We start from the raw sequence: 12,488 nt of genomic DNA on the forward strand, positions 1-12,488 counted from the left end.
AAATAAGCCTAAAAAACAATTAAAATGTAACTAAATACGCATTATGAAATGACCGAATAAATCTTTTCTGTCACTGTTTTTGATTCGCCCGGAGCAAGCTCTGTATATCCTGAAACTTCAGGGTCCATATCAAGGTTTGGAGCGTCTATGATCCAGCTCATCGGTTCAGGGCAGAAGTATCCTTTGTCACCATGATCGTTCCAGATGACCCAGTATTTAAAGTCTCTGCATACTTCGTAACGGATTTCTTTATTTGAGGCTGTATCTTTGGCAACTATTCCGTAGAAAGGTTTACCGTCCACATTTCCGTCTGCCATAAAATACATATCATTATCAATGTCATGTCCTACAGGAACCACTGTACCCTCAAGGTATGCTTTGTCATAATCGTCATGCTTTTTAAATGTTCCGTCAGGAATGCATTTGGAATTCAAGATTACTTTATCTCCGATAGGTACATAAAGGCGTACATCTTCGGTGCGTCCGTTTTCTGTGAAAGGTCCCTTCATGGCAGTATGATTACATACGCCGTATGGAAGAAATCTGTCCGAAAGATTGGTCATTGTGAAACTGTATGACATACCTTCATCACTTAATGTGAAAATGAATTCTGCTTTGAAGCTGACAGGAAATGTCTCAAAGAAAGGATCATTTTCATCATATACATATTCTGTTTTGCAAATAGCGGCTGAATCAGTTGTTTCTGCAGCTGTAACAGTATGCTCTCTAAGATGAAGGAAACCGTGGATATGATTTCCGAGAGGGTCGTTACATGGGAACTGATAAATATAGTCGGAAACTTTTAGGGTTCCGTTTGAAAGTCGATTAGGAAGATATAAAGTTGGGAAGCCGTATATCTCCGCATGGCTTTTATAATCATCGGCATTAAATGAAGGATCGTTTCTGAAGAAGTCAATACCGTTTTCTGTGTCCTGCATACGCATGATATTACTTCCGTTAAATGCAGCGATAGTGGCGGTATATCTTCCGCAGGTTAATTCAACGATATCCTTTCCGTGGAATTTTTTCTTTTCAGCTGAAATACTCATAAGTTATTCTCCTTAATAAAATATATAATTAAATATTTATTTGCATTTTTATTTTTTGCATGCGGGTATTTTTGAAGTTGTATTCCTTCTACCCGGGCGTCGAACCGAAAAACTGATGGCATCAACAGGGCAGTGATGGATGCATTCGCCGCAGTGGATACATTCATGATCTCCAACTTTTTTGGTGTCCATAAGACAGGTGACGATACATTTGTCGCAGTGAATACATTTTTTCCGGTCCACTTTAATTTTTACTAAAGAAACGGGAGCAAAGAATGAATATGTTGCTCCGAGGGGGCATACGAATCTGCAGAAAGACCTGTAACAGAACATGCATATAAGCAGGATCACTGCGAGGATAAAGATCTTCCATGTAAATAAAAATCCGGTGAGACGCTGCAAAGACTCATTTTGCGAAACAAGCGGTATGCCGGCTTCGAGTGTTCCTGCAGGGCATACATATTTGCAGAAGCCCGGAACAAGTTTTACCAATGGGATTATGATAACAAGTCCGAATAGTATAACGTACTTCAGATATGACAGTATACGTGTGAACTTGTTCTTTTTGATCTTTGGAAATGGAATCTTATACAGAAGGTCCTGAATCAGGCCGAAGGGACACAGGAAGCCGCAGATAAATCTGCCGAGTATAAGCCCGAAGAAAAGCAGGGTTCCGAGAATGTAATAAGGAACCTTATATTTGGATGAAAGAAGGCCTGATTGAAGACTGCCGAGGGGACAGGATGCGATAGCACCGGAACAGGAATAACAGTTAAGTCCCGGTGTGCATATTCCTTTGAAGGAGCCTTTATAAATGGTTCCGTCCATGAAGCCTTTGATATTGCAGTTATATAAAACAGCCGTTATCAGCTGAGTATATCTACGCTTCTTAATCTTCATAAGTCTCCACCTCGTTTAGCCTATGCCTATACATTCGAAACATATACGTATAGCTTTATTCATCACATCACGAAAACCACCGTTTTCCAGTCCGACGATAATAAGAGTGACAGCGGTGATAAAAAGAATTATGCGAATAATATTTATGATTATATTTTTTTCTTCTTTTAAGTTATTATCCTGCTGCATATAATCACTCCTTTTACGGACAGAAAAACGGTGGTTGATCAGATTTTATTTGATGATAATTCATCGCCGGTTTAGGCGGCAGATGAATTGCTGTATTTAATATTTTTTATTTGGATGAAAGTGCTTCTTCTACAGCACTTTTATATTCTTTATACATATGTTCGGCGTTGTCTGCGCCAAGGAAGGTTTTAGAAACAATGCCCTTATTAATAATAAGTGTATAAGGGATTCCGTCGGTCGGATAGTATTGTCCGATGGAGTTATCTGTATCATAAGCAATATTGTATGTATAACCGCATTCTTTTACATACTGATCGACTGTTGACTTATCTTCATTACAGTTAATACAAACAAGTGTAAAGCCGTCGATGTTATCATTTTTCAGAGACTCAAATGCAGGCATTTCATTGACGCATGGACCGCACCATGTGGCCCAGAAGTTGATAAGTACAACTTCATCTGAGTGGTCTGAAAGTTTGAATGTTTCTCCGCTTACAAGCTCTGCTGTAAAGTCAGGAGCTTTATCACCTTCAGAAAGAACTTTTATTTTATAGATTTCTGTTGCCTCCTCGGTTGAAAGATTACCGTTTTCGGTAGAGGCTTCTGATGAAATTGTGTCATTTGATTCGCTTGAATCTACCGATGAATCAAGTGATCCTTCTGTGGAAGAAGTGCTGTTTGCAGCGGCTTTATCATTATTTTTTTCTATAAAGTATACTGCAACGGCTACTGCTATAAGCGCTACAGCGCAATATATTAAAACTATTTTTCTTTTATTCATAAGAATTCCTTTCATGTAAAAATGTGTATAAATATAGAATAAGGTAATAGAAAAACAGTGTCAAGAAAAGACATAACGGTGATTATTTGCAAATGAAGAAAAATGAATGTATAATGAGCGACGATTGGAAAAAATAAGTCGTTGGTGGAGATATGCAGAAGTCTGGAAAGGGTAAACGCAAAAGGAAAAATAAAATAGATAAGCTGACAGTCGTACTTATCGTAGCTATGATAAGTGTTTCTGTGCTGACATGTTTATTCATAAAAATGCTGCTTGAACTAAATGGTAAGAGTGCCGACGAGGAAGAAAAATCGACCACGGAAGAAGCTTATTCAGAGGATACAGGTGAACCGGGCAGTGTTACTGATTTCGGCTGGTCTGAAGATATAGGAAAAGCGGACAGAGATGAAGAACGTGAATATGTCGAGAAAAATCTTTATGACAGCTGGTACAACACGGACATTTACAGAGCATTATGCGAAGATGTTCCGGACAGTTACTTTGAAAAAGTATGCTTCCTGGGCGACTCAAGGACCATGGGCCTTCTTGAATATTCAGTAATTCCGGAATGGCATGGATTTTATAAAGTCGGAAGTACTGCTGCAGCGGCGTGCATAGAAAGAGCCTATACTATAGATGGCGAGAATATGATGAACATTTTGGATATCATTTCCAATGTGGATTATGATATTTATTATGTTGGTTACGGCACAAATGAACTGGGATACGGAGATCCGGATAAGTTTATAGAAGAACTTAAGGTCGTTATAGATACCATTAAGGAATATCATCCGACAGCCACTGTTTATATTGAAAATGTTCTTCCGATGGGCGAGAGATTTTCGGACAATAATCCGAATTTCTCAAATGAAAGAGCAGTCTTGTATAATAAGAAAATCAAGGAAATGTGTAAAGAGTCAAAAGACCTTATTTATCTTGATATCGCATCGCTTATGACAGATGAAAACGGTACGGCGAAGGAAGAGTATATTTCGGACGGGCTTCACTATACTCCTGAAGGATACAGAGTCATTATGAATTATATAAAGAGTGCTGTTGTAGAGAGACGAAGATAAAATTAATTTTTTCTGAAACACAGGGATTTACTGTTTACATAATTTTTAATTAATGCTATGATTTTCGCTGTACGATTTTTTTGAAAATCGAGATTTGATAAATGATTAACCGGAATATGAGGGATGAATATATGAGAAAGAAAGCGATACTTGTACTTACATTTGCTTTATGCATGGCAGGTTTATCTGCTTGCGGTAAAGAGAACAAAAAAGAGAATACCAGCGCAGTTACTGAAGAACAGCAGACAGATTTTGCGGTTCAGGAACTTGCAGATAAGATCAAGAGTGAGATCACTTTTACAGATTTAAGTGTTATTGAAAACGGAGTTGCGATAAACAGACTTTATGAGCTTGATGAGAATAAGATCGATTCAGCTGCATTTTATTCAAATTCAAATGCTACAGCAGAGGACATCGCAGTTATCAAAGTTAATGATGAATCTTATGTAGCAGATGTGAAGAAAGCTTTCGAGACAAGAGTTGCAGATCAGAAGGAATCATTCCAGAGCTACAATGCAAATGAAGTTCCAAAACTTGATGGTGCGGTTATTATTTCCGGTGGAAAGTATGTTGTACTTGTTGTTTCCGGAGACAGTGCCAAGGCTAAAGAAATAATCGGACAGTATATCAAATAAAAAGAGCAGTACATCAAGAAATAAAAAAGAGATAATAGAAGAGAAAATAATAAAAGAACGAAATTAAAATGAACGGTATGTAAATGATATATCCGAAGTTCGGAAGTATCAGGTACATACCGTTTTTATTTAGAAATTATTTGCAATCTCATCAGCGAGCTTTTTCTGCTCATCCTGATCTACTTCATGCTGTGGCCATGTAATGCCGACTTTGTCATCATTATAACGTGGGATTACATGAACATGGAGATGGAATACAGTCTGGCCTGCAGCAGGCTCGTTATTCTGAACTATATTTACTCCGTTGCAGTTAAAGGTCTTCTTTAATGCATTTGCAACTTTCTTCGCAACCGGAAGAAGCTTTGCAAGATAAGCATCATCAGTGCTGTAGATATTTTCGAAATGCTGTTTTGGGATTATAAGTGAATGTCCCTTTGCAGCAGGTGAATTATCAAGAATTACTCTGAAATCTTCGTCCTCATATATAGTATTTGTAGGAAAGATTCCATTTGCAAGTTTACAGAAAATGCAATCGTCTTTAATCATTTTAGTTATACCTCCTGTGTGATTTATCGGTACATTTTCGTGTGCCGAGTATAAATTCAGTCTAAAAAAGATTATATATTATAATAAAATTATTGACAAGATTGTGTGGATGTTGTAATTTTGTCTCATCTGAAAAATAACTCTTATTCAGAGTGGTGGAGTTACAGGGAACGTTGAAGCCACGGCAACCCGGTCATTATGACGAAGGTGCCAGCCTGAGCACAGATTATTGTGAGCAATAAGAGGGTTTGTATTATAAGTATCAAATCCGGCTGTGTTCTCACAGCCGTTTTTTTATAGCAATAGGTTTTATGTTGTTATATGGAAACTGTTCATTTTATATGAGCTGTTTCAAAAAAGATATATTAATCAAACTTTATTGGTTTTTACATTTATTGTGCGATGAGTATTACTCGAAAAATTTTTAGAAAGGAAAAGATCCTCCGTTAAAATGGAATGGATCAGTAGATGTAATGGAAAGAAGACTTTTTACATCTGAGTCCGTAACAGAAGGACATCCGGATAAAATCTGCGATCAGATTTCCGATGCGATACTTGATGAGATGATTCGTCAGGATCCAAATAGCCGTGTTGCCTGCGAGACAGCAGTTACAACAGGACTTGTACTTGTAATGGGAGAAATCACAACAGGTGCATATGTAGATATTCAGAAGACAGTTCGTGACACGATCAGAGAGATTGGTTACGACAGAGCTAAATACGGTTTTGACTGTGATACATGCGGAGTTATAGTTGCTATCGATGAGCAGTCAGCTGATATCGCAATGGGAGTTGATAAGGCTCTCGAAGCTAAAGAAAATCAGATGAGCGATGAGGAGATTGAGGCAATCGGCGCCGGAGATCAGGGTATGATGTTCGGATATGCTGCAAATGAAACACCTGAACTTATGCCATATCCTATTTCACTTGCTCATAAACTTTCAAGAAGACTTACAGAAGTTCGTAAGAACGGAACACTTCCTTATCTCAGACCTGACGGAAAGACTCAGGTTACAGTTGAATATGATGAGAATGGTAAGCCTGCAAGAATCGATGCTGTTGTTCTTTCAACACAGCACAGCGAGGAAGTGACACAGGAACAGATTCATGAAGATATAAGAAAACATGTATTTGATGTTATCATTCCTCAGGAAATGGTTGATGCAAATACAAAGTATTTCATTAATCCTACAGGACGTTTCGTAATCGGTGGTCCTCACGGAGATTCAGGTCTTACAGGACGTAAGATAATAGTAGATACTTATGGTGGATATGCTCGTCACGGCGGCGGAGCTTTCTCAGGAAAGGATCCAACAAAGGTTGACCGTTCGGCTGCATATGCTGCAAGATATGTTGCTAAGAATATAGTAGCTGCAGGCCTTGCTGATAAGTGTGAGATCCAGCTTTCATACGCTATCGGTGTTGCAAGACCTACATCAATATTCGTTGATACATTCGGAACAGGTAAGATTTCTGATGAGAAGCTTGTTGAGCTTGTAAGAAATAATTTCGATCTTCGTCCTGCAGGAATCATCAAGATGCTTGACTTAAGACGTCCTATTTACAAGCAGACAGCAGCTTATGGACATTTCGGAAGAAATGATATCGAAGTTCCTTGGGAGAAGACAGATCTTGCTGATAAGCTTGCTGCAGAAGCTGCAAAGTTACAGTAAAATGACAATTAAACCAAATATGCATTGAATATACATAAAATATGCATAAAAATGCAAAATATATACGAAAAAACGTAAAAAATGCTTGCATATTTTTATAAAAGGTGCGAATATAAACAAATACCAGTGATTTTTCAGACATTTCATTGGTATTTGTTTATTTGAGTAACAAATGATCGATTGAATCATTAATATAGGCGGGGGAGCCTGGAAGAATTGAAAGAGGATTGATGATATGAAAAACATGCTGAATTTCAAGAATTTTACAGCACAGGAGCTGCAGGATATACTTGATCTTGCTATCGATATGAAGAAGGATCCTAATAAGTACGCTCATGCGCTTGAAGGTAAGAAATTATATTCTTTATTTGAGAAGACATCTACAAGAACATTTTTATCGTTCACAACAGGAATTACAGAGCTTGGCGGACATTATTTCAACCAGCTTTGGGAAGATTCGAATTTCGTACTTGGAGAGCCTGTTTCAGAGATTAAATATGTCTGCAGAAATGTTGATATCATCATGGCGCGTCTTATAAAGAATGAAACTGTTGAGATGTTCGGTAAGAATGTCACAGTTCCTTTTATCAACGGTTGTGATAATTCATATCATCCATGTCAGATCCTTGCGGATATGATGACAGTTATTGAGAAGTTCGGAACACTTGATATTAAGCTTATGTATATCGGTGCTAAGAATAATGTATTTAATTCTCTTGTTGAATTCTTTGCAAAGATGAAGAAGGGTACTCTTTACGGACTCACTCCTCTTGTAAATGATACAGCATGCGGACCTGATTTCTATGAAGAAGCAAAAGCTACAGGTCATTATGTAGAGCTTGATCCGACAATGAGCATGGAAGAAGCAAAGAAATATGCTGATATCATGGATGTTCTTTATACAGATACATGGGTTGATATGGAATTCTTCAACAATCCTGCATATAAGGAGAAGAAGGAAGAAACATTAAGCAAGATGATGCCATATCAGATCAATGATGAGTTTACAAAAGACAGTAAGGCTATAGTATTCCATGATATGCCAATGCATGTAGGTTTTGAGATTTCAGAGAGTGTTGAACAGAAGAATCTTGAGCATATCCTTGATCAGGCTGAAAACCGTCGCCATGCAGAAAAAGCTGTAATGTATACACTTATTAATTCGTAGTTAGTCCGAAAGATAAGTATGTTTATTTAGTCCCATCGGAACCTCCGGTGGGACTATTAGTATATGAATGGAGATGTGGAAATGGAAAAACGTAACAAATTCTCAGGCTCGATAGGATTCGTTCTTGCGGCGGCAGGAAGTGCGGTAGGTCTTGGAAATATTTGGAGATTTCCGAATCTTGCTGCAAAAAACGGTGGTGGCCTTTTTCTTGTGGTGTATCTTATACTGGCGCTTTCTTTCGGATTTACTCTTCTTATTACAGAAGTTTCAATAGGAAGAAAAACTAATCAGAGCTCACTTACTGCATATGGTAAGCTTAATAAGAAATTCGGATGGCTCGGAGTTTTCTCGGCAATAGTTCCTTTTCTTATCCTACCATATTACTGCATAGTAGGTGGATGGGTTCTCAAATATGCAGTTGTATTCATTACCGGAAACGGAACAAAGGCAGCACAGGACGGTTACTTTGTTGAATTTATTTCGGATCCGAAGGTAGCTATTGCATTTGATTTTATTTTCCTTCTTGCAACATGCTTTGTTATCTATCGTGGTGTAAATAAGGGAATCGAATCTTTATCAAAGATACTTATGCCGGTGCTTCTTGTTATCGTAGTCGGCATCGCTATTTTCTCTCTTACAATAAAGAATGAAGAGACAGGTGTTACAGGTCTTGAAGGTTTGAAATATTATGTGGTTCCGAATGTTGAAGGATTTAAATTAAGCGATTATTGCAGAGTCATAATGGATGCCATGGGCCAGCTGTTCTACAGTATCAGTGTTGCTATGGGTATCATGGTAACTTACGGTTCTTATTTCAAGAAAGAAGATAATCTTATTAAGTCTGTTAACAGAATTGAGATATTCGATACAATAGTTGCATTTCTTGCAGGTGTAATGATAATTCCTGCGGTTTATGTATTCATGGGTAAGGAAGGAATGACCGGTGGTGCAGGACTTGTATTTATGGTAATTCCTAAAGTATTCCAGTCAATGGGCGGTATTGGCCAGTTTGTAGGAGCGCTTTTCTTCCTTATGGTTCTTTTTGCGGCACTTACAAGTTCTATCTCGGTTCTTGAAGCTGTTGTTTCGGGAATGATCGATAAGTTCGGAACTTCGAGAAAGAAAGCTGTTATTTCGGAAGGGATCATCGCTCTTATAATCGGAATCATCATCTGCTTTGGTTATAAAGCAAAATCAATATTCTATATGGAAGTTGATCTTCCGAACGGTGCCAAGGGTCAGCAGCTTCTCGATGTAGTTGATTACCTTGCAAATAATATCTTCATGCCGGTAGTTGCTATCGGAACATGTATACTTATAGGATGGGTAGTTAAACCTAAGACAGTTATTGATGAAGCTAGTATCAACGGAGAAAAATTCGGAAGGAAGAAATTGTTTACAGCAATGATAACAGTTATTGCACCGATCCTTCTTACACTTCTCCTTCTTATTTCACTTGGTGTAATATCATTTGATTAATTAAATATAAAAACAGTGCGTCAACCCGGGCTCCTTTTGATAAGATTGGAAGAAGCTCGGGTTGACATACGTTATATCCGATTTTATAATAAAAAAAGTATAAAACGCATGGAGGCGAATATGAGACATTTGATTGACCCTATGGATATATCGGTTGAAGAGCTTGATAAATTGCTTATGCTTGCTCTTGATATTATCGATCATAAGGATAAATACAGTGATATTTGTAAAGGGAAGAAGATAGCGACTCTTTTCTATGAACCAAGTACCAGAACGCGACTTAGCTTTGAAGCAGCGATGCTTGAGCTGGGTGGTTCCGTGCTTGGTTTTTCTTCTGCTTCATCATCCTCTGTAAGTAAGGGTGAAAGCATAGAGGATACAGTCAGGGTTGTAGGCTGTTTTGCTGATGTGATAGCAATGAGACATCCAAATGAAGGTGCTCCAATGCTTGCGTCTATGTACTCACCTGTACCGATCATAAATGCAGGTGACGGAGGACATAATCATCCGACACAGACACTTACTGATCTTCTTACCATTTTCAGAGAAAAAGGCAGACTTGATAATTTGACTATAGGTTTATGCGGAGATCTTAAATTCGGAAGAACGGTTCATTCTCTTGTAAAGGCAATGTCCAGATATAAAGGTATCAAATTTGTATTCATTTCACCTAAGGAACTTAAGATACCAAGTTATATCCTTCAAGAGGTGCTTGATCCTGCAGGAATACCTTATGAGGAAGTGACTTCACTCGAAGATAATATTTCAAAGCTTGATATCCTTTACATGACAAGAGTACAGAGAGAAAGATTCTTCAATGAAGCTGACTATGTAAGACTTAAAGATACATACATTCTTGATAAAGCTAAGCTTTCTGATGCGAAGCCGGATATGACGATCCTTCATCCGCTTCCGAGAGTAAATGAAATTGCAACAAATGTTGATGATGATCCGAGAGCAGCGTATTTCAGACAGGTTATGAACGGGAAATATGTCAGAATGGCGCTTATTCTTAAATTGCTCGAGCTTGTATAGGACAGGAGGCAGTGATGAAAATAGACAGTATTTATAATGGTATCGTTTTAGATCATATAACTGCGGGAAAAGCTATGCAGATATATTACGATTTGGGGCTTGATAAACTGGATTGCAGCGTTGCTCTGATCCAGAATGTTAAAAGTAAGAAAATGGGTAAAAAGGACATAATCAAGGTTGATCAGAATATGGATCTTGACCTTGATGTCATAGGATATATCGATCCTGATGTGACGGTCAGCATCATTAAAAACGGCGAAACTATCGAGAAGAAGAAGGTTGATCTTCCTAAGAAACTTGTAAATATCAAAAAGTGCAAGAATCCTAGATGTATTACCGCAATTGAACCGGGAATACCTCATATATTTAATCTTACTGATGAAAAGAACCGTGTTTACAGATGTATTTATTGTGAAGCTGATAAGTAAAAAGTGCATAATTTGCATAACTGGATTTATAAAATCTTAATAAAAACATGAATTTTCGTTTTACAAATGACAAGAATATGGTATAATCAGTTAGTTACGTGGGCTTAGTCTGCGTAAAAATAAAGAAAGTGAGAGCTTTATTGGTATGGAACAGTATGCGATAAAAGGTGGTAAGGCATTAGAGGGAGAGGTTACCATCGCAGGAGCAAAAAACGCGGCGTTAGGCATACTTGCGGCAGCTATAATGACTGATGAGAAAGTTGTTATAGAGAATGTGCCGGATGTTAGCGACACGAGAACACTCCTGGCTGCTATCCAGGATATTGGTGCAACTGTTGAACAGATTAATGAACATACAGTTGCGATATGTGGAAAGGGAATCGCCGGTGATGATTCTCTGTCAGTTGACGGTATAAACATCAGAAAGATCAGAGCTTCATATTATCTGATCGGAGCACTTCTGGGTAAATATAAATATGCTAATGTAGCACTTCCGGGTGGATGTGATATAGGTACAAGGCCTATCGATCTTCATATCAAGGGATTTGAAAATCTCGGAGCAGACGTGAAGATAGTACAGGGCGGCAAGATTGTTGCCAGAGCAGATAAACTTATTGGTAAGCATATTTATCTTGATACAGTTTCGGTAGGTGCAACAATCAATATCATGCTTGCAGCTGCTCTTGCAGAAGGCAAGACAACTATCGAAAATGCCGCAAAAGAGCCACATATAGTAGATGTAGCGAACTTCCTTAATACAATGGGTGCAAATATAAAAGGTGCCGGTACTGACGTTATCAGAGTCAGAGGTGTTGCTAAACTTCATGGTGCGGAATATTCTATCATTCCGGATCAGATTGAAGCAGGAACATTCATGACAATGGCAGTAGCTACCAGAGGAAATGTTCTTATAAAGAATGTTATTCCTAAGCATCTTGAGGCTATATCTTCAAAGCTTATGGAGATGGGTGCCACAGTAATAGAATATGATGATTCTGTAAGAGTTATGGCCGATGGTACACTTAAGCCAACACAGATAAAGACTCTTCCGTATCCGGGATTTCCTACGGATATGCAGGCACAGATGGCAGCTACGCTGGCTCTTTCAAGAGGAACAAGTATAGTTACCGAAAGCATTTTCGAGAACAGATTCAGATATGTTCAGGAACTTTGTAAGATGGGTGCTGACATTAGAGTCGAAGGCAATACAGCTATTATTCATGGTGTGGACAAGTACCTTGGTGCTAATCTTGTAGCTCCGGATCTTAGAGCAGGTGCGGCTCTTGTTATCGCAGCTCTTGCAGCTGATGGTTTCAGTCTTATTGATGATATAAAGTTTATTAAGAGAGGTTATGAGAACTTCGATGAGAAGATCAGAAATCTTGGTGGCGTTATTGAGATCATTGATTCAGAAAGAGATTATCAGAAGTATAAATTAAAAATTGGCTAATCACCGATTCGATATCAGAAAAAGATTCGCCATCGCCTAAAGGCGGTGGCGTTAGTTTTATAAGAAGGATTATTTGAAG

General features: G+C 38.2%; 13 protein-coding genes and 1 riboswitch. Of the genes, 8 read left to right on the forward strand and 5 right to left on the reverse strand.

Annotated elements, in window-relative coordinates; all coding sequences use genetic code 11:
• Positions 1–41: 41 nt before the first annotated feature.
• The 4 genes from B5D25_RS03155 to B5D25_RS03165 form a co-directional block, all read right to left on the reverse strand.
• Positions 42–1,049 carry an aldose 1-epimerase gene (locus B5D25_RS03155; protein ID WP_078786334.1) on the reverse strand — a complete coding sequence of 336 codons (1,008 nt, stop codon included), beginning with the start codon at positions 1,047–1,049 and terminating at the stop codon, positions 42–44.
• 48 nt (positions 1,050–1,097) lie between these two features.
• Complete coding sequence (locus tag B5D25_RS03160; protein WP_078786335.1) at positions 1,098–1,949, reverse strand: 4Fe-4S binding protein; 852 nt, start codon at positions 1,947–1,949, stop codon at positions 1,098–1,100.
• 15 nt (positions 1,950–1,964) lie between these two features.
• The gene (locus B5D25_RS13010) at positions 1,965–2,138 is read right to left on the reverse strand and encodes a CD1871A family CXXC motif-containing protein (RefSeq protein WP_176755077.1); all 174 of its coding nucleotides are present in this window, start codon (positions 2,136–2,138) and stop codon (positions 1,965–1,967) included.
• 106 nt (positions 2,139–2,244) lie between these two features.
• Positions 2,245–2,919 (reverse strand): TlpA family protein disulfide reductase, encoded by a 675-nt coding sequence (locus B5D25_RS03165; protein ID WP_159444065.1) that lies wholly within the window; start codon positions 2,917–2,919, stop codon positions 2,245–2,247.
• Between the two features lie 152 nt (positions 2,920–3,071).
• Here B5D25_RS03165 and B5D25_RS03170 point away from each other — a divergent pair, with 152 nt between their 5' ends.
• Positions 3,072–3,995, forward strand: a complete 924-nt coding sequence (locus B5D25_RS03170) for a GDSL-type esterase/lipase family protein (RefSeq protein WP_090168549.1) — start codon at positions 3,072–3,074, stop codon at positions 3,993–3,995.
• A gap of 131 nt (positions 3,996–4,126) precedes the next feature.
• Entirely contained in the window at positions 4,127–4,630 is a 504-nt protein-coding gene (locus B5D25_RS03175) for a DUF4358 domain-containing protein (RefSeq protein WP_159444066.1), read from the forward strand.
• Positions 4,631–4,759: 129 nt separating this feature from the next.
• Here B5D25_RS03175 and B5D25_RS03180 read toward each other — a convergent pair whose 3' ends face one another.
• A complete protein-coding gene (locus B5D25_RS03180; protein ID WP_078786338.1) occupies positions 4,760–5,176 on the reverse strand; it encodes an HIT family protein in 417 nt (138 codons plus the stop codon).
• Between the two features lie 140 nt (positions 5,177–5,316).
• Positions 5,317–5,421, forward strand: a riboswitch (SAM riboswitch).
• Between the two features lie 228 nt (positions 5,422–5,649).
• Between B5D25_RS03180 and metK the strand changes: the two genes are divergently transcribed.
• The 6 genes from metK to B5D25_RS03210 all read left to right on the forward strand — a co-directional run bounded on the left by metK (position 5,650) and on the right by B5D25_RS03210 (position 12,409).
• The gene (metK, locus tag B5D25_RS03185) at positions 5,650–6,849 is read left to right on the forward strand and encodes a methionine adenosyltransferase (protein ID WP_078786339.1); all 1,200 of its coding nucleotides are present in this window, start codon (positions 5,650–5,652) and stop codon (positions 6,847–6,849) included.
• 235 nt (positions 6,850–7,084) lie between these two features.
• Positions 7,085–8,017, forward strand: coding sequence for an ornithine carbamoyltransferase (locus B5D25_RS03190; protein WP_078786340.1), 933 nt, complete (start codon positions 7,085–7,087; stop codon positions 8,015–8,017).
• Positions 8,018–8,098: 81 nt separating this feature from the next.
• On the forward strand, positions 8,099–9,496 hold the full coding sequence (locus B5D25_RS03195; RefSeq protein WP_078786706.1) for a sodium-dependent transporter: 1,398 nt from the start codon (positions 8,099–8,101) through the stop codon (positions 9,494–9,496).
• Between the two features lie 120 nt (positions 9,497–9,616).
• Complete coding sequence (gene pyrB, locus B5D25_RS03200; RefSeq protein ID WP_078786342.1) at positions 9,617–10,531, forward strand: aspartate carbamoyltransferase; 915 nt, start codon at positions 9,617–9,619, stop codon at positions 10,529–10,531.
• 11 nt (positions 10,532–10,542) lie between these two features.
• On the forward strand, positions 10,543–10,959 hold the full coding sequence (locus B5D25_RS03205; protein ID WP_425365073.1) for an aspartate carbamoyltransferase regulatory subunit: 417 nt from the start codon (positions 10,543–10,545) through the stop codon (positions 10,957–10,959).
• Between the two features lie 145 nt (positions 10,960–11,104).
• Positions 11,105–12,409: a UDP-N-acetylglucosamine 1-carboxyvinyltransferase gene (locus tag B5D25_RS03210; protein ID WP_078786346.1), complete on the forward strand. Its 1,305-nt coding sequence runs from the start codon at positions 11,105–11,107 to the stop codon at positions 12,407–12,409.
• Positions 12,410–12,488 lie beyond the last annotated feature (79 nt).

Source organism: Eubacterium ruminantium, assembly GCF_900167085.1.
GTDB lineage: Bacteria > Bacillota > Clostridia > Lachnospirales > Lachnospiraceae > Eubacterium_Q > Eubacterium_Q ruminantium.

Coding starts and splice junctions, on each gene's coding strand:
- B5D25_RS03155 (WP_078786334.1), bottom strand. CDS start 1,049: ATGAGTATTTCAGCTGAAAAGAAAAAATTCCACGGAAAGGATATCGTT.
- B5D25_RS03160 (WP_078786335.1), bottom strand. CDS start 1,949: ATGAAGATTAAGAAGCGTAGATATACTCAGCTGATAACGGCTGTTTTA.
- B5D25_RS13010 (WP_176755077.1), bottom strand. CDS start 2,138: ATGCAGCAGGATAATAACTTAAAAGAAGAAAAAAATATAATCATAAAT.
- B5D25_RS03165 (WP_159444065.1), bottom strand. CDS start 2,919: ATGAATAAAAGAAAAATAGTTTTAATATATTGCGCTGTAGCGCTTATA.
- B5D25_RS03170 (WP_090168549.1), top strand. CDS start 3,072: ATGCAGAAGTCTGGAAAGGGTAAACGCAAAAGGAAAAATAAAATAGAT.
- B5D25_RS03175 (WP_159444066.1), top strand. CDS start 4,127: ATGAGAAAGAAAGCGATACTTGTACTTACATTTGCTTTATGCATGGCA.
- B5D25_RS03180 (WP_078786338.1), bottom strand. CDS start 5,176: ATGATTAAAGACGATTGCATTTTCTGTAAACTTGCAAATGGAATCTTT.
- metK (WP_078786339.1), top strand. CDS start 5,650: ATGGAAAGAAGACTTTTTACATCTGAGTCCGTAACAGAAGGACATCCG.
- B5D25_RS03190 (WP_078786340.1), top strand. CDS start 7,085: ATGAAAAACATGCTGAATTTCAAGAATTTTACAGCACAGGAGCTGCAG.
- B5D25_RS03195 (WP_078786706.1), top strand. CDS start 8,099: ATGGAAAAACGTAACAAATTCTCAGGCTCGATAGGATTCGTTCTTGCG.
- pyrB (WP_078786342.1), top strand. CDS start 9,617: ATGAGACATTTGATTGACCCTATGGATATATCGGTTGAAGAGCTTGAT.
- B5D25_RS03210 (WP_078786346.1), top strand. CDS start 11,105: ATGGAACAGTATGCGATAAAAGGTGGTAAGGCATTAGAGGGAGAGGTT.